The organism is Rudanella lutea DSM 19387, assembly GCF_000383955.1.
Taxonomy (GTDB): Bacteria; Bacteroidota; Bacteroidia; order Cytophagales; family Spirosomataceae; genus Rudanella; species Rudanella lutea.
Genome location: NZ_KB913013.1, coordinates 635,888 through 653,028 on the forward strand (window position 1 = coordinate 635,888; position 17,141 = coordinate 653,028).

The following is a 17,141-nucleotide window of genomic DNA, read 5'->3' on the forward strand; positions in this document are numbered from 1 at the left end:
ACAAAGCGATATATATAAGATGAAAGCCGAAGCCTACACCATTTTTATAGTTGAAGATGACCCTTGGTACGGCGAGATTCTGGAATATCACCTGAGCCTGAACCCAGACCATAAACTGGTCCGCTTTACAACCGGACAGGACTGCCTCGACAACCTGGAGTTACGCCCCGACCTGTTTGTGCTTGATTTTTCGCTGCCCGACACCACCGGTGACAAGCTGTTTGGAAAGATTCGGAACCTGATGCCCGGAGTTCCGGTCATTGTGATCAGTTCACAGGAAGACATTTCGGTGGCCATCAATCTCCTGAAAATGGGGGTTACCGATTATCTGGTGAAGGACGATACTACCAAGGACCTGCTCTGGAACAGTATCATCCGGATCCGGGAAAACCAGAGTCTCAAAAAAGAAGTTGAGCACCTGCGCGAAGAACTGGGGCAGAAGTTCTCGTTCAGTAAAACCCTTATTGGTCAGCACGAAAGCCTTAAAAAGGTATTTGCGCTGATGGAAAAAGCCATAAAAGTTAAAATTAATGTTTCGATCACGGGCGAGACGGGTACGGGCAAAGAGGTGGTGGCCAAGGCCATTCACTACAACAGCGACCGGAAAAGGAAAAACTTTGTTGCGGTCAATATGGCGGCCGTCCCCCGCGAACTGGTCGAGAGCGAACTGTTTGGCCACGAGAAAGGCGCTTTTACGGGTGCGCTGGTCCGCAAGATTGGTAAGTTTGAAGAAGCCAACGGCGGTACCATTTTCCTCGACGAGATTGCCGAGATGGACCTGAACATTCAGAGCAAGCTTTTGCGGGTGCTTCAGGAGCGCGAGGTGGTTCGAGTAGGGGGTCAGGAAAAAGTAAAGCTCGATATTCGGCTCATTGTAGCCACGCACAAGAATCTGGCGCAGGAAGTGAAAAAGGGTCTCTTTCGGGAAGACCTCTACTTTCGAATCATGGGCCTGCCGATTCACCTGCCTCCCCTGCGCGAACGCGGCAACGATGTACTTATTCTGGCCAAACACTTCATTGATGCCTTTACGAAAGAAAACCATCTGGAGCCTATTCAACTAACCAAAGGAGCAAAAGAGAAGCTTCTGCGCTACCCCTTCCCCGGCAATGTGCGGGAACTAAAAGCCGTGGTGGATTTGGCCGCGGTTATGTGCGAAAACAACGAGATCAGAGATAACGACATTATATTCAGCGAACTGCGGGAAGAAGAACTGTTTACAGGCGAACTCAAGACCCTTCGACAATACACCTGCGATATTGTCAAGTACTACCTGCGCAAAAACAACGATGACGTACTGGCTACCGCCCGGCAGCTCGACATTGGCAAAAGCACCATTTATAAAATGATTCAATCGGGCGAGATCACCTAAAACTTTATCCGAAATTTGGATAATTTTCCTTTTTTCGGAAAGAAGTCAAAAAAAATAAAAACATAAACCTTTAACTATCAATACATTAACTAACAGGTTAGCTACTGGCACTATTTTTTTATCTAGTTTTTATCTTCATCCCATCTTAGCAGATCCGCTCTATGCGCACGGCACTTGTTCAGTTGTCAGATAACACCTGGAGTCGACATCCCGTCAGCCAGTCACTACCTGATACTGACGTTCAGTTATTCCTTTGCTTTGCAGCCGATTACATTCTTCGCTCCGAAACCATTTATGATCAGGTAAGAGCCCGATTCCCACACGCTCAGATTGCGTTGTGCAGTACCTCGGGCGAAATCTACCACGATACCGTTCAGGATGATTCGCTGGTAGGGCTGGCCGTTGCGTTCCGCGAGACCACGATTCAGACGGCTTCGGTCAATGTACGTCAGTACGCGTCGAGTTACGAAGCCGCGCAGGCACTGGTGCGTCAGTTACCGACCGAGGGCCTCACGTACTTGCTGATACTGTCGGATGGGAGTCTGGTCAACGGAAGTGAACTGGCGCAGGGGCTCAATGTCGCTACAGATAACCTGCTCATTACAGGCGGCCTGGCGGGCGATGCCGCCAACTTTAAATCGACCCTGCTGGGGCTGAATACCCAACCTGCAGAAGGCAACATCATTGCCATTGGTTTTTACGGCGACAAGCTGATTGTCCGGCACGGGTCTGAAGGCGGGTGGGATACGTTTGGACTTGAAAAGGAGGTGACGCATTCGGAGAGTAATATCCTGCACGAAATTGATCACCAAAACGCCCTCGACCTGTATATGAAATACCTCGGCTCCGATGCCGACGACCTGCCAGCCTCTGCCCTGCTCTTCCCGTTGTCGGTGCTGATGCCGGGTGTCGAGCAACCTATTGTCCGGACAATCCTGTCGGTCGATACGGAGCGGAAAACCATGACCTTTGCGGGCGATGTACCGGTCGGTTCGAAGGTCCGGTTTATGAAGGCCAACTTTGACCGCCTGACCTCGGCGGCCTCCACAGCCGCCCGGCAGTTGGTCGATCCGCTGCACCATCATCCGCACTTCTCGCTGCTCATCAGCTGCGTAGGGCGAAAGCTGGTCCTGGGCCCGCACATTGACGAAGAGGTAGAGGCTGTAAGCCAAACCTTGGGCAGCAACGTTCCCCTGATTGGATTTTATGCCAATGGCGAACTCTCCCCCTTTCCCAATGGTGGGGATTGCCAACTGCATAACCAGACCATGACCATCACATCGTTTTATGAATTACCATAAAATGCTGGCCAAGCAGGTAAGCAAATACCTGCCCGACGACCTGCGGGATAACCCGGCTCTGGCAAAATTTCTCGACGTTGTTAATGAGTCATACAAAACCCTGAACCGCGATCGCGAACTGGCCGAGCGGGCCTTTAGCATCAGCGAGGAAGAATACGTGGAGCTCAACAACAAGCTCAAACACGAAATTACCGTCCGGAGGCAGTCGGTCGAACAGTTGCGGGAGGCCGTGAACGCTATTTCGGAGGTCGAACTTCAACCCGACTCCGACGACCTGCTGACGATCGCCCGGCTACTATACCAGCAGGTAAGTAAGCGAAAAAGTGCCGAAGAGGTGTTTATCTCGCTCATTGCCAATATGCGCAGTGGGATTCTGCTCGAAGATGAAAACCGCAAAATTGTTTACTGCAATCAGGGTTTCTGCAACCTGTTCGGCATTCCGCTGAACCCTAGGCAAATGCCGGGTATCGACTGCAGCAACACCGCCGAACAAACCAAAGACCTCTTTCGAAACCCCGAGGAGTTTGTCCAGAACATCAGCCTGATTCTGAAGAATAAGCAGCTGGTGACGGGGGAGATTCTGGAGCTGGCCAACGGTACTATTTTTCAGCGCGACTACATCCCGATCTACATCGATGAACGCTACAAAGGGCACCTCTGGAGCTATACGGATATTACCGAGCGCAAAAAAGCACAGGACGCCCTTGAACAGAGCGAGTTGAAAAACCGCCTGATCATGAACGGGGCCCTCGACGCTATTATCACCATCGACATGACGGGTGCCATTACATTCTGGAACCCGCAGGCCGAGAAAATTTTTGGCTGGCAGGCGCACGAGGTTATTGGGACCCAACTCGCCGACCGGATTATCCCGGAGGTGCACCGGGCAGCGCATTCACAGGGGATGGCCCGCTACCATAATACCCACAAGGGTCCGGTACTGGGCAAACAAATGGAACTGGAGGCTGTAAACCGCAACGGTGAGCACTTCCCGATTGAGCTGTACATTATTCCGGTGCAGCAGGGCGACAATGAGTTTTTCTGCTCGTTTATCCGCGACATTTCGGAACGCAAAAAGAATGAAGCACAGCTCGAAGGCCTGTCACTGGTGGCGAGTGCCAATAAAAACGGAATTGTATTTGCCGATCTGAATGGCCGGATTACCTGGGCCAATGAAGGCCTAAGCCGAATTACCGGCTATTCAAACGCCGAAATCCTGGCCGAGCACCCGGCTTGCCTGTTGCGGGGGCCACTTACCGACCCTGTAGCGCTGAAGCGGTTGCAGAACCTGTTCAAGCTGGACGAGCCGTACACAGGTGAGTTGATTTTTTACCGCAAAGACGGCTCTTGGTTCTGGGGCCGGGCGCACAGCCAGCCCGTTGTGGGAAAAGACGGAGCCATTTCGCACTATTTTGCGATGCTCGAAGACATTTCGGAGGAGAAAGTAGCCCAGCGGAAAGTGAAAGAATATGAGGAACGGCTCAAAATGGCGCTCACCAACGTGGGCGACAACTACTGGGAACATGATTTCCGAACCGGGGTCACTTCGTTTTCGAACCCCGACAATGCCATGCTCGGTTTTTCGATGGATGAGTACCCCGACCTGGCCAGTTTATGGTGGAGCCGCGTTCATCCTGATGACCGGCATATTCTGCAGCAGAATGACGAGAATTACAAAAACGGGCGTATCAATAATCACCATTACGAGTATAGGATGATTCACCGGAATGGATCGGTGCATTGGGTACTCGACCGGGGGGTAGTCACGGAGACATCCGACGATGGCAAACCCCTGAAAATTATTGGCACTCATGTTGACATCACCCGCCAGAAAAAACTGGAACTCGAACTGACGCAGGCCAAAGTGGCCGCCGAGGAATCGACGAAGGCGAAAGAGCTATTTCTGGCCAATATGAGCCACGAAATCCGCACACCCATGAACGCGATCATGGGTATGGCGAACCAGCTCAACAAAACGGCGCTCAACTCCGAACAGCAGTTTTTTGTCAACACCATCCAGTCGGCTACCGACCATCTGCTGATCATCATCAACGATATTCTGGATTTATCGAAGATTGAGGCCGGGCAGCTCTCCCTCGAAAAAATCGGTTTCGAGCCGAAACAGGTAGTTGGGCAGGTGATGCAGGTGCTGATGCACAAAGCCGAAGAAAAGGGGTTGGCGCTGGTCAACTCGTTCTGCGATGATCGGCTCTCGCCCGTACTGCTGGGCGACCCCTACCGGCTCAATCAGATACTCATCAACCTCATTTCGAACGCGATTAAGTTCACGGAGAAAGGGAGCGTCGACATTAATTGCCGTGTTGTGAGCGACGACGAGAGCCAGCAAACCATCCGCGTAACCGTGAAAGACACGGGCATTGGCATGGATCAATCGTTTGTCAAAAGCCTCTTCAAAAAGTTTCAGCAGGAAGACGAGTCGGTTACCCGGCGCTTCGGCGGCACCGGCCTCGGCATGAGCATTTGCAAACATCTGGTTGAACTGATGGAGGGTACCATTGAGGTTGAAAGCCAGAAGGGCGTTGGCACGACGGTCTCGTTTATGGTGTCGTTTCAGAAAGGCACCGAAGAGCAGTTGCCTATTAAGGAACCCGGCTTCACCAACGTTGAGATTTTGGCGGGTAAGCGGATTCTGGTGGCCGACGATAACGAGATGAATCGGTTGGTGGCCTCTACGATCCTGCGTACCTACGGAGCCCTGATCGAAGAAGCGCAGAATGGCCAGGAGGCCCTCGAAAAGCTCAAAGAAAAGCCCGTAGATCTGGTTTTGATGGACGTGCAGATGCCCGTCATGGACGGTGTGGAGGCTACGCAGGCCATCCGGAAGCACATTAGCACGCAGCTGCCTGTAATTGCCCTGACGGCACTGGCGGTCAAAGGTGACAGTGAGAAGTTTATTGCCGCCGGCATGAGTGACTATCTCTCCAAACCGTTTGAGGAATCCCAGTTACTCTCGGTTGTTGGTAAATGGATTGACAAACAAAAAGCGGTCCCCCAACACAACGAGGCCGACATCCTACCGCTTTATAACCTCACGGCGCTGGAGACCATTGCACGCGGCAATGATGAGTTTGTGCACAAAATGATTGAACTGTTTATCCAGCACGTACCGGCTTCGGTCGCCGAAATCAAAGAGGCTTACGCCAACCGCGATTTTGAGCGGGTTGCCAAGACAGCCCATCGCATCAAGCCCTCGATCGATAATTTAGGAATCGATTCGCTCAAGGAACCGATTCGGGAAATCGAAAAGAAAGCCACGGTCTATCAAACGACGGCACAGCTCGAAACTCTCCTCACCCGGCTCGACACGATCGTCAACCGGGTTGTAGTTCAGCTACAGGCACTGCAACAATAGGTTTACAGTCTACAGTTTAGAGTTTACAGTTGGGGTGGCTTGTGCTGGTACAGACCCGCTCACTCAATTTTTAGCCATCCGCACACGCTCGCAACCCCTTATGAGTGTACGGATACCCCTGTTAGTAGAAATCCCAGCCCGGACGCCCTGAACAAAATAATCCCAGAATAGTATTATTCTTTTCTGCTCACCGACCCGCTTACGCCCCTGTAAGCAATCACGTCTGGGTTTTCTCTACCGTTCATCACAATATTTGTTAGCTGGTAAACCAAGTTGACGGGTTTGCCGTTAATAGGACGATTCTCATTTTCCCGCTGTTCATGATTCCTTCGATACGATTTGTGATTTCTGGCCTTGTCTGGTTTTTACTCCTGTTGCCGGTAACACTGCAGGCGCAGGTTGTTTACACCATTACGGGCCAGGTAAAGGAGGCTGCCAATAATGCGGGCGTACCCTTTGCTTCGCTGTCCATCAAAGGCCGCACCGTGGGCACAACAGCCGACGCTGAGGGGCGTTTTCAGCTCAAGACCACCCAAATTGGCGATTCCCTTCTGGTAACCAGTCTGGGGTTCCGAACGAAGGCCGTGGCGCTCACCCGCGAACCTGTCCAGACGCTGACTATTGCGCTCGAATCCGCCGAAAACCGGCTTCAGGAGGTACGCGTTTATGGCAAAGGGGGCGACCCTGCGTACAGGGTCCTCCGGGCGGCCCTTACCCGGCGCAATGAGTTCAACCCCGAACAACTGAGCGCCTTTCAGTACGAAAGCTACACAAAGGTTGAAGCATATATCAACAACGTTGAAAAGAAGACCCGGACCAAACGCAATGGCGAAACGGTAGTCCGGCGCAAGGGGCCCATCGGCAAGGTGCTGAACCGGCTACCCGCTATCACCGACGAAAGTGGGCAACCGGCCGTTCCGGTCTTCATTACTGAAAATCACTCGGAATACTACCAGCGCAACCAACCCGACCGAACGAAGGAAAAAATCCTGAAAACCCAGATCAAAGCCGTCGGGATTCAGGAAGGGGGTCTGCTTTCGCAATTTACCGGCGCTTCGTTTCAGCAGTACAACTTCTACCAGAACTACGTCCGGGTATTACGCAAAGACATCCCTTCGCCGTTGGGCGAAGCCTGGGAAGCCCTTTATAAAGTGCAGATGATGGATACGGTCGCCGTGGGCGATCAGATCTGCTACGAAATCGACTTTGAACCCAAACGCGCCACTGATCTGGCATTTGTGGGTACGGCCTGGCTCGATACCAACCGGCTGGGTCTGGTGCAGATTGAAACCCGCATTGACCGGCGCGCCAATATCAATTTCATCGACGAAATTAGGGTCGGGCAGGAGCTGGAAACCCTACCCGGCGGGGCCCGCTTACCGGTGCGTACCGAAGTCCGTATCGACACCGACGAACTGACGCCCAACGCCCCCGGTGCGCTGGTCCGTTTTTTTGCCTCAGCCCGCAACATCGTAATCAACCAGCCGCAGCCGCTCTCGTTTTACAGCCCCTCGCTCGAACTGGCCGACGACTATCGCGATGTGCCCAAAGGGTACTGGCAGGCGGCCCGCCCCGACTCCATCTCGGCCGATGAACTACGGGCGTTTCGGGTAGTCGATTCGGTACGCAATGTGCCTATTGTGAAAGTTACCGGCGAGGCTATCCGGCTGTTTGCCAACGGGTACCAGCCCATCGGCAAGGTCAACGTCGACGTAGGCCCTCTGCTCTACACCTATGCCAACAACGATATCGAAGGCAACCGGTTTCGGGTGGGTCTCCGTACAAACAGCTATTTCAGCCGCCGGTGGACCCTCAGCGGCTATCTGGCGTACGGCACCCGCGACGAACGTTTTAAATACGCTATCGGCGCTGATTATATTCTGAAGCGCAAACCCTGGACGGTAGTCGGTTTCCGACACTCATACGACCTAGAGCGACTGGGTGTTTCGTCGGAAAACATTGGTACCAACTACCTGTTTCTGGCGTACTCCCGCTTTGGCATTATCCGGCGGCCTTACCTGCAGGAACAAAGCTCGGCTTACATCCGGCGGGAACTGGGCAAAGGGTTTACCCAGACTGTGACCCTTCGCGAACGCTCGTTTAACCCCCTGTTTCCGTTTGCGTACTACGCCAACCCCGATAATCCGGCCGACGAGAGTATTCGCAGCCAGTTTCGGACGGCCGAGATGGTGTTCGAAACCCGGTTTGCCCCCGATGAGGTAGTGGTACAAAGCGACAATGAGCGGCTCAGTTTTGGGGCCACCCGTAAGCCCGAACTTACATTTCGGTACACACTCGGCCTGCACAACAGCTCGGCTTCGTATGTGCCCTACGGGCGGTTTCAGCTGGAGATGAAGCACTCATTTCGAATGGGGGTGCTGGGCCGCACGAGCTACACGCTGGGGGCAGGCCTGATACCCTCGCGGGTGCCGTATCCGTTGCTGTTTATCCCACTTGGCAACGAGACCTCTTTTTACGTATACAACGCGTACAACCTGATGAACTTCTTCGAGTTTGCGACCGATCGCTACGCATCGGCACACGTTGAGCACAACTTCGAGGGTTTATTTTTCAACCGGATTCCGGCCATTAAGCGGCTCAAATGGCGTACGTTAGTCACAGGTCGCATCATGGCAGGTGGCATTCGCCCCGAAAATGTGCGGCTGGTAGCCCCCGTCAACGATCTGGGTCAGCCGGTTACGGGTTTTCAATCGCTGGGCAAGGTGCCTTACATTGAACTGGGCTACGGTATCGACAATATATTCAAGCTGTTCCGCGTCGATGCCACACACCGACTCACCTACCGCGACAACCCCGGCGTAACGCCCTTCGCCATCAAGGTATCAGCCTGGGTAGGACTTTGACAACTAACAACGAGCAACGAACAGTGAACAACTGCCCTATCTGGTAGAAAACATATTGTTCGCTGCACGTTGTTAGTTGTTGGTTTTAGTTGTCAGTTGTTCATTGTTAGTTGTTAACTGGTCGTTGTTGGTTGTTAACTGGTCGTTGACTCCAATAGGTACCCAGCAACGAGCCTGTTGTGTTCATGATCGGGCCAAACAAAGCCGGAGCCAGTCCTACGGTAGCTACTTTACCCATTTGCACAGCCAGGCCCGATGCCAGTCCGGCATTTTGCAGCCCTACTTCAATCGCTATGGTCCGGCTACTTTGCTCGTTGAGGCCAAAAAGTCGGGCAGACCAGTAGCCGAGTGCAAAGCCCAGCAGATTGTGAATCAGTACGCACAAAGCCAAAGCCCAGCCTACATTGAGCAGGCTCTCCCGGCCGGCGGCCGTGATAATGGCTACAATAAGTACAATTCCACCCATCGAGATAAGCGGCATAACTCCGTTGATAAACACGGTCGATTTCCGGAATACCCGGTTCAGCACCAAACCAACGGCAATCGGCAGAATAACCATCTGCACAATTTCCACCATCATTTTCCAGAACCCAATCTCGATAAACTGACCCGCCAACAGGGTCATCAGAGCAGGAGTCAGAAACGGGGCCAGCAACGTAGCCACTGTGGTCACGGTGATCGACAGGGGTACGTTGGCTTTGGCCACAAAGCTGATAACGTTAGAGGCCAACCCACTCGGCGAACAGCCAATCAACACAACACCAGCCGCAATTTCGGGCGGAAAACTAAAGCTGTTGGCCAGCACGAACCCCAGCGTTGGCATAATGGTGAACTGACACAACACCCCAATCAGCACAGCCTTCGGCTGCTTTACAACCCCCTCAAAATCAGCGAGCGACATGGTGGTACCCATACCTAGCATGATAATCTGCAACAGCGGAACAATCAGCTTTTTGAGTGGGAACCCACCGACTTCGGTAAAAAGTCCCGGAAACAGCAGGGCCAGCACAACGGCCACTCCAATCAGAAGTGTGTAAAGAAGATTACGATAAGAAGACGACGTACTCGTTTCGCCATGCATAGGGTTGGAGGTCGGGCCAGGAGGGCGTTTAGGGGTTTTAGTTGAGGTAAGCCAGGATTAGGCGTCAACTACCCGCCAGCACACCCTCTTTCAGCGAATACCGCGACACCGTTATGGTTTGAATACCAAAGGTGGTCAGGATGTAATCGATTAGGCAAACGGCTACCACAATCATGTCTACGCGCAACTCTATCATGCCCGGCAGCTGCATGCGCTCGTCATGATTACGGGTAAGTAGCAGCTCGTAAGCCCGATAAAATTCGGCTACGGGCAGCACAAATGCAGCCTGCTCAGGGTCGGGCCAATGGCCGGTTTCGTGGCAATACTGCATATCGATCAGAGTATCAAACGTACCCGATGAGCCCACGAGTTGCAGCGGTCGGCCGGTAGTGGGGGCGTACTGATGAATAGCGTTGACTAACGGCAGGAGTTGTTCCCGGAAGTAGTCGTTCATGCGCTCCACAGCCGCCAGACTGATGGCGTTTTGCGGATTGGGCATAAACCGGTCCATGAGCCGCTGCCCGCCAATCTCAAAACTTTGTTTCCAGAAAATCCGCTCGGTAGTCCCCAGAATAAACTCAACACTCCCCCCGCCAATGTCCATCACAAGCGAGACGGGTGATTCGGAGTCGCCGGAAGGCAGGAGGTTCATGGCCCCCGACGCCCGTACCCCGGCATAGATGTACGCAGCCTCCTGATCGCCCGAAATCACCTGAATTCGGATACCCGTTGCCTGAGCCACCGTCTCGATAAAGTGATCCTGATTGGCTGCTACCCGGATGGCACTCGTACCAAAAGCGGGCACCTGAGCCGGGTCGATGCCGTGCTCGTCGAGCACCGACCGAAAATAAGTCAGTACCGTCAGCGCCCGTTCTATGGCTTCGTCGGTAATTTGGTTCTGACCAATGCCACCTTTGCCTATTTTAGCGGGTCGGCTCTCCCGAAACAGCACCGTCCAGGGTTGGGCAACGGTCTGTTCGACAATCATGAGGTGAAAGGTATTGGTACCTAAATCGATAACTGCTTGTTTCATCTCGACAAAAGTACAACTTGCCCTCGTTTGGCAAACCATCCCCAACGGGACGGGTTTATCTGTAGCGACTATCTGTATCGTATGGCTACGAAGCAATTTATCCCAAACCCTGACATCCATACTCCCCCAGTTGTTTCATTGGTCAGCCAGCAAACCTCTGCCGCCGGGCTTACCCCCATTCGGCAGTTGTTAACGCATCTTCCGGCACAAACAGGATTTGTGTTCCTTTACCTTCAACCGGATGGCTCCATTGAAACCCACCAAACAGCGACCGTCTTAAGCGGGTCGACGTCGATGCCGGTACAGGTGGCTCAGGCAGGCCAACGCGTCCACCCCGATACGGTGTACATTATCCCGGCTGGCGAAACCCCCGAAATTATCGACGGAGTATTGACTCTTCGGCCTTCACAACCCTCCCCTACAGCGGTCGCTTCAGGATTTGAACGGACCGAAAGTACTCTGCCCCGGATTGAGGATGCCATTCGGGCGCAAAATGAGCGACTACGCGATACCTCCCACGATCTGCGCAGTCACTTCGGCGTTATTTTGGGTACGGCCAATATGCTTGAGATGGCCCAATCTGATTCGGATCGGGCGCGTCTGATTACCATGCTGCAACGCAACTTACAGCAAGCGACGCAACTACTAACCGAACTGCTCGAACTAACCCAGCCTGGATAACCCCCGAACCGGAATGGGGGGTTAGGTGACACAACCAGACGTAAGTTTTCCCATAATTACCGCACAAATGGGCTATTTATGGGCTTTAGCGCCTTAATTTCGAGGGTTTGGCTTTGAAAAGCGATCGTAAAACACTACTTTTGCCGACCGTTTAAACGAAAAAAAACAGTATCCGGATTATGTTAATCATTAACGTAAAAGAAAACGAGTCAATCGACAAGGCCCTGAAACGCTTCAAGAAGAAATTTGAGAAGACGGGCGTGTTGCGTGAACTCCGGTCGCGGACGGCTTTCCAAAAACCGTCGGTTAAGCGCCGGACAGAGGTCATCAAAGCTGCCTACAAAGAAAGAATGTACGGCAAACACACGGAGCAATAGGCTACGGTGTGAGGCTTCGATGCTCCAGCCACTCAAGCGCGCAACGAGTGGTATCTGAAGTTGACAAGCTATTCCTCGCATAAAAAAGCAGCGGTCCCCTCGGATCGCTGCTTTTTTTGTCGCCTTCTGCCAGGCTGGCTCAGGGGCGGCCTTTCTTCGCCACCCTAACAGCCCGAATCTGCCGTTCGAGTTCGTTGTATAGGGTTCGGGCTTCGGGCATGGGTTTGCCCACGGCCATCTCAGGCCGTTTGTGACCCGTAGCCCGTAACCAGGCATCTTTCATGACACCCTGCCGTTGGCCAACCAACCGCCTGATTTCGTCGGCCCGCACGTTTTTGGCCGAAGCGACCTTCTCCAATGCCGCCTGCGCCGTTGGCTCGTCAGCTACTTTCTCACCCAGATACCCCAGTACAGCCCGCGCCATGAGCCAGTGCCCCAGCTCGCCGGGATGAACGCCATCGGCCGCCAGTTTGAAGCTGGGGTCCGACTGTCGCTTGTTTTCCAGAAACCGGACCATCGGAAAATGTACATCGGCCACCTCCCAGGCCAGCGTGTCTTTCTGTGCCAGCAACCATTCCGAATACCGGTCGAGGGTGCGGTTGTAGCCGTTGAGGCCCAGTTGCGGGTCGTCGTGCACGGGGGGCGTCAGAAATACAATCTGCCGGGCACCCGCCTTCTTTAGTTCGGTGTGCAGCCACTTCATCCCTTCGCGGTACGCCCGAAACCGCGACTCATCGAGCGGAAGGTAGATCCCGTCGTTCATACCGTAGCAGGCAAAAACCACGTCGGGGCGGGTCTGAGTCAGTACCCGGTCGAGCCGCTCGTGCAGGTCGGGGCGCGGGAAACGGCCGTTGGCGTGATTGGGCTCACTCAGGCCCGATACCGTTTCGCTCGGCAATCCCACATTGATAAACTCATAGGTTAGCTTAGGGTATTTAGCCAGCAGATACGCTTCTATATCGGCCACGTACGTGCCGGCATAGGTGATGCTATTCCCCAGAAACAAGATCCGATGGGCCCGGCGCGGAAAGGGCCGGGCGGTAGTAATTTCGGTCAATAGCAGGCCAGTAAGCAGCCAAACCGCGCAAAGAACCCATTTCATACGTGTGGAGATTTATCTCGAAAAAACGCGTTAATTCCGTTTGGGCTTATCGAAAAACTGCCGCATAAAGAGCAACTGGTAGTTCACGGCGTTGTTCCAGTACGCCCAGTTATGGCCACCGGGCCGGGTAATGTAGTCGTGCGCGATGTTTCGTTCGAGCAGCTTGTCGTGCAGGTTGTTGTTGACCCGAAAAAAGAAATCTTCCGTGCCGCAATCAATGATGAGCGCGAGTGAACCCGGCATGAGCAGGTGCAGCATATTGATGACCGTGTTCTGCTCCCAGCGTTCAGGAAACTGCGCGTAGGTGCCCAGCCGTTTGGCAATGTCCCAATTAGCCGGAAACGGCCGAATATCGACCCCACCGCTCATACTGCCCGCAGCACCGAACACATCCTGATGCCGAAACGCCAGATAAAGCGCGCCATGACCGCCCATACTCAGGCCTGTAATGGCGCGCCCCTGCCGGTTTTTGATTGTCCGGTAGTGCGTATCGACCCAGTTTACCAGCTCATTGGCCACGTAGGTCTCGTACCGAAACGACGCATCGACCGGGCTATCAAAATACCAGCTCCCGTAATTTCCGTCGGGGCATACCACCATGACGCCCTGCGCATCCACCGCCCCAGCAAGTGCAGGTGCTTTTTTGACCCAATCGGCGTAGTTGCCGCTGTACCCGTGCAACAAATACACCACCGGAAACTCACGGCCGCTGCTGTACGAGTCGGGCGTAAGGACAACGGCTTTGATCGTTTTTTTCATCGACGCGCTGTAGGTTTCTACCGTGTCGATCTTGGCCGCCCGGAGCGAGCCAGCACTCACCAAAAGAAAGAACAAAAACAGGGTACGAACGGGGTTCATGCAGCTAAGGTACGGTTTGGGGATTATGGTTTATCGTTTGGGATTCTTTGTTACTGGTATTGGCTGGAATCAGACCGTTGCGACGGCCGACACACCGAGGGCTTTCCGAACCGCCGGGGCCACTTTGGTGCCAAACAGCTCGATGGAGCGCAGCGTACGGGCATGTGGAATGCCGTAGCCGCTGATGGTTTGGGCAATGTAACGCGTGTTGCCAAATAGCTCGTGGAAATACAGAATTTTATCGATTACCTGCTCTGGGCTACCCACCATGAGCGGGCCCAACTGACGCATCTGCTCAAAATGCGCCCGTGTTATGGGCGACCAGCCCCGCTCCCGCCCGACGCGATTCATCAGGATTTCGTAGGGTGGAAAAAACTCATCGGCGGCCCGCTGCGAATCGTCGGCGAGGTAAAACTGCGAGTTTATACCCAATTTTTGCTGGGTAGTATCGTGCCCGGCATTGCGGGCCGCCTGCCGGTACAGGTTTACAAACGGCACAAACCGATCGGGAGTACCGCCCAGAATCGCGACCGTCATGGGGATGTTGAGCGTTCCCGCCCGAACGGCCGAAGCGGGGGTCCCCCCCACAGCCAGCCAGATTGGGATTGCCGGTTGAATAGGCCTCGGGTACACACCCCGCCCCTCAATAGACGCCCGCAGGTTTCCCTCCCACGTCACAATTTCGCTTTTATTGATGTTCAGGAGCAAATCGAGCTTCTCGGTGAACAGCTCGTCGTATTGGTTCAGGTCGTACCCAAACAACGGAAACGACTCGATAAATGAACCCCGGCCCGCCATAATTTCGGCCCGGCCATTCGAGACCAGGTCGAGCGTGGCAAAATTCTGAAAAACGCGCACCGGGTCGGCCGAACTGAGCACGGTTACGGCACTCGACAATCGAATCCGGCGGGTTAGGGTGGCCGCAGCCGCAAGCACTACTTCAGGAGCTGTCACCAAAAAATCAGGGCGGTGGTGTTCACCCAGCCCAAATACATCCAGACCAACCTCGTCGGCCAATTTTATTTCTTCGAGAAGTTCCTGCATCCGCCGATGCGCATTGACAGCTTGCCCCGCTACGCCATCCGGCTTCATTTCTCCAAAACTGCTAATGCCTAATTCCATGCGTGTTTATGTCTTCTGCTTAAGGCAACCAACCAATACTATGTTGATTACATTTGATACTAAAAAGGCTAAATTAGTCCCTTTGCCTATACAGACGCCGAAAACCACGTTTATGTTACAGGGTCTGAAGCATTATTACCTGCCCTCCCCGCGCTTTAATCCGGACCGGCCACGCTTGGCCACCGGTCAGGGTAACGCTCCGCTTCTGGATACTCCCCCCACCGTCGTCTTCGTAGACGGTAGCCACATACCTTTTCCCCTTTGGCAAAAATGAGAGAGGAATAGTCCCTTGCCAATCGGTCAGACCGGCCACCGTGCCCACATACCAGGTATTGCCCTTCCGGCGGGCCACACTCACATGACGGCCTATTTCGCCGGTGAGGTAGTGTGACTCATTCCAGACGGTGGGCACCCGCGCAAACACCTCCAGTTCAACTTCGTTGGTGTAATGGACGGGGTTGCCGTACCAAAGCATGGCCTGCAACGGACTGAAATACACTACCGTCAGGGCGAGTTGCTGCCCTTTCGTGACCTGAAGTTTGGTTTTCAGAAGGTTGTCGGAGAATTGCTCATTTGCGTTCGGGTAGCAAAACGTGTAATCAGCCGCTCCGCCCACAAACCGGGTAAAGGGGAGTACGGTGTTATGAAAGGCATCCGGGTTGTTCTCGTTGCCCCGAATGCCCTCCTGCGTAAGCAAATTGGGGTACGTTCGACTCAGCCCCGTGGGTTTGTAGTTGTCGTGAATGTTGAGCACAAACCCGTGGTCGTACACTTTTTTAATGGCTGGAATAAGCCAGTTGAGCCCCTCATGGCTCAGGCCATCTACAAACCCAAACTTGAGCCCCGCTACCCCCCAACGCCTGTAGAGCGGCAAAATGGTGTCGAGCTTGGCCCGCAATCCCACCCGGTTCACGTACAGAATCACCCCAATGGGCTGGCCGGTACGGCCTTTGTCTTTACCGTATTGGATAACCCGGGGCATGTCGATAGCCGGGATAACCTGGGTAGGATCAGAGCTAGACCGGAATTCGGCCCCGTACCATCCTGCGTCGAACATAATGTAGTTGAACCCGTGAGCCGCAGCAAAGTCAATACAGTCGAGGCCACCTTGCGTTGTGAGGGCCGCCCGGATGAGCTTACCGGGTTTAATCCAGCCGGGAACGCCCGCACGCGGAGGTGGACAGAGACGCAGAGCCAGATCGCTGAACTGATGCAGCCCAATGGCCGAGGTAGCCACGCTAATGGTGCGCCAGGGCGACACAAATGGGCCACTGGTTCTGACAGAATCGCGACCAAACGCCAGCGTGAGGGCATGGGGTGAGTCGGCTCGTGCGAGCACCGCTTTTGTGTACGATTGGTTGTCGGCCTCGCCAATAGACAGGTACAGCCTGCCGTTGGTCAGGGTAGCGGGGAAGTCGCAGGTTTTGTGAAGCGCGCTCAAAGACGTTGGCGTAAACACCGACTCCTCATTGTATTGGTAGATTGTGTAGTCCTCACCCAGGTCAAACGAAGTTAACTCCTGCCGGATTACACCCGGCGCCGATGTGTTGGGCAACACGTACCGAAACGCCACACTGCCATCGAATACTCGAACCACCAGTGTGTAGGCCACCCCTGCCGACCGAGCCTGCACACTCATTTCGGTGTAATGATTACGGATAATGTCGTTCTCACCCAACGGCCACTTGATCTGCTCGCGGTGGGTGCGTTGGCGCATCCCCCCCAGCACAGTCTGTTGGCCGATGGTTAGCTCATTCAGCCGGAAACCCAGCACGGAGGGGCCCACTACCGTCTTCCCCGCCTGAATTACCCGATACACCAGCCGCTGCCGGGCATCGACCTGTACGTCAAACTGTGTCTGTTTGTCGGGCGAGGCAATCCGGTAAACGGGTTGTGCCGGGGCTGCCAGCGTTACCACGGCTACGAACCAACTACAGACCGTGGCCCAGAAAAAGGTTGAACGCATGTATTTCTATG

General features: G+C 54.0%; 12 protein-coding genes. 6 read left to right on the plus strand and 6 right to left on the minus strand.

Features of this window, described 5'->3' with window-relative positions; all coding sequences use genetic code 11:
- Positions 1-19: 19 nt before the first annotated feature.
- The 4 genes from RUDLU_RS0102805 (at position 20) to RUDLU_RS0102820 (ending at position 8,910) form a co-directional block, all read left to right on the plus strand.
- Complete coding sequence (locus RUDLU_RS0102805; RefSeq protein ID WP_019986829.1) at positions 20-1,372, plus strand: sigma-54-dependent transcriptional regulator; 1,353 nt, start codon at positions 20-22, stop codon at positions 1,370-1,372.
- A 161-nt stretch (positions 1,373-1,533) separates the two neighbouring features.
- Entirely contained in the window at positions 1,534-2,673 is a 1,140-nt protein-coding gene (locus RUDLU_RS0102810; protein ID WP_027302700.1) for an FIST signal transduction protein, read from the plus strand.
- Positions 2,660-6,046, plus strand: a complete 3,387-nt coding sequence (locus tag RUDLU_RS0102815; protein ID WP_019986831.1) for a PAS domain S-box protein — start codon at positions 2,660-2,662, stop codon at positions 6,044-6,046. The genes RUDLU_RS0102810 and RUDLU_RS0102815 overlap by 14 nt, the downstream gene beginning before the upstream one ends.
- Before the next feature lie 320 nt (positions 6,047-6,366).
- Complete coding sequence (locus RUDLU_RS0102820) at positions 6,367-8,910, plus strand: DUF5686 and carboxypeptidase-like regulatory domain-containing protein (protein ID WP_019986832.1); 2,544 nt, start codon at positions 6,367-6,369, stop codon at positions 8,908-8,910.
- A 106-nt stretch (positions 8,911-9,016) separates the two neighbouring features.
- Here the strand turns inward: RUDLU_RS0102820 and RUDLU_RS0102825 are convergent, their stop codons facing one another.
- Both RUDLU_RS0102825 and RUDLU_RS0102830 read right to left on the minus strand, forming a co-directional pair.
- Positions 9,017-9,991, minus strand: a complete 975-nt coding sequence (locus tag RUDLU_RS0102825) for a bile acid:sodium symporter family protein (protein ID WP_019986833.1) — start codon at positions 9,989-9,991, stop codon at positions 9,017-9,019.
- Between the two features lie 64 nt (positions 9,992-10,055).
- Entirely contained in the window at positions 10,056-11,024 is a 969-nt protein-coding gene (locus tag RUDLU_RS0102830) for a Ppx/GppA phosphatase family protein (RefSeq protein ID WP_019986834.1), read from the minus strand.
- Positions 11,025-11,105: 81 nt separating this feature from the next.
- Between RUDLU_RS0102830 and RUDLU_RS29135 the strand changes: the two genes are divergently transcribed.
- Together RUDLU_RS29135 and rpsU are read left to right on the plus strand one after the other, a co-directional pair.
- Positions 11,106-11,705, plus strand: coding sequence for a chemotaxis protein CheB (locus tag RUDLU_RS29135; RefSeq protein ID WP_157580075.1), 600 nt, complete (start codon positions 11,106-11,108; stop codon positions 11,703-11,705).
- A 179-nt stretch (positions 11,706-11,884) separates the two neighbouring features.
- Positions 11,885-12,082, plus strand: coding sequence for a 30S ribosomal protein S21 (gene rpsU, locus RUDLU_RS0102840; RefSeq protein ID WP_019986836.1), 198 nt, complete (start codon positions 11,885-11,887; stop codon positions 12,080-12,082).
- A gap of 139 nt (positions 12,083-12,221) precedes the next feature.
- Here rpsU and RUDLU_RS0102845 read toward each other — a convergent pair whose 3' ends face one another.
- The 4 genes from RUDLU_RS0102845 to RUDLU_RS0102860 all read right to left on the minus strand — a co-directional run bounded on the left by RUDLU_RS0102845 (position 12,222) and on the right by RUDLU_RS0102860 (position 17,130).
- A complete protein-coding gene (locus tag RUDLU_RS0102845) occupies positions 12,222-13,184 on the minus strand; it encodes an SGNH/GDSL hydrolase family protein (RefSeq protein WP_019986837.1) in 963 nt (320 codons plus the stop codon).
- Between the two features lie 30 nt (positions 13,185-13,214).
- Positions 13,215-14,042: an alpha/beta hydrolase gene (locus tag RUDLU_RS0102850; RefSeq protein WP_019986838.1), complete on the minus strand. Its 828-nt coding sequence runs from the start codon at positions 14,040-14,042 to the stop codon at positions 13,215-13,217.
- 69 nt (positions 14,043-14,111) lie between these two features.
- Positions 14,112-15,164, minus strand: coding sequence for an LLM class flavin-dependent oxidoreductase (locus RUDLU_RS0102855; protein ID WP_027302701.1), 1,053 nt, complete (start codon positions 15,162-15,164; stop codon positions 14,112-14,114).
- A 115-nt stretch (positions 15,165-15,279) separates the two neighbouring features.
- Entirely contained in the window at positions 15,280-17,130 is a 1,851-nt protein-coding gene (locus RUDLU_RS0102860; RefSeq protein ID WP_019986840.1) for a glycoside hydrolase family 97 protein, read from the minus strand.
- Between the last annotated feature and the right edge of the window lie 11 nt (positions 17,131-17,141).

Excerpts from the sequence above, each read along its gene's own strand:
- RUDLU_RS0102815 (WP_019986831.1), top strand. The coding sequence starts at position 2,660 with ATGAATTACCATAAAATGCTGGCCAAGCAGGTAAGCAAATACCTGCCC.
- RUDLU_RS0102820 (WP_019986832.1), top strand. The coding sequence starts at position 6,367 with ATGATTCCTTCGATACGATTTGTGATTTCTGGCCTTGTCTGGTTTTTA.
- RUDLU_RS0102825 (WP_019986833.1), bottom strand. The coding sequence starts at position 9,991 with ATGCATGGCGAAACGAGTACGTCGTCTTCTTATCGTAATCTTCTTTAC.
- RUDLU_RS0102855 (WP_027302701.1), bottom strand. The coding sequence starts at position 15,164 with ATGGAATTAGGCATTAGCAGTTTTGGAGAAATGAAGCCGGATGGCGTA.
- RUDLU_RS29135 (WP_157580075.1), top strand. The coding sequence starts at position 11,106 with ATGGCTACGAAGCAATTTATCCCAAACCCTGACATCCATACTCCCCCA.
- rpsU (WP_019986836.1), top strand. The coding sequence starts at position 11,885 with ATGTTAATCATTAACGTAAAAGAAAACGAGTCAATCGACAAGGCCCTG.
- RUDLU_RS0102845 (WP_019986837.1), bottom strand. The coding sequence starts at position 13,184 with ATGAAATGGGTTCTTTGCGCGGTTTGGCTGCTTACTGGCCTGCTATTG.
- RUDLU_RS0102860 (WP_019986840.1), bottom strand. The coding sequence starts at position 17,130 with ATGCGTTCAACCTTTTTCTGGGCCACGGTCTGTAGTTGGTTCGTAGCC.
- RUDLU_RS0102850 (WP_019986838.1), bottom strand. The coding sequence starts at position 14,042 with ATGAACCCCGTTCGTACCCTGTTTTTGTTCTTTCTTTTGGTGAGTGCT.
- RUDLU_RS0102810 (WP_027302700.1), top strand. The coding sequence starts at position 1,534 with ATGCGCACGGCACTTGTTCAGTTGTCAGATAACACCTGGAGTCGACAT.
- RUDLU_RS0102805 (WP_019986829.1), top strand. The coding sequence starts at position 20 with ATGAAAGCCGAAGCCTACACCATTTTTATAGTTGAAGATGACCCTTGG.
- RUDLU_RS0102830 (WP_019986834.1), bottom strand. The coding sequence starts at position 11,024 with ATGAAACAAGCAGTTATCGATTTAGGTACCAATACCTTTCACCTCATG.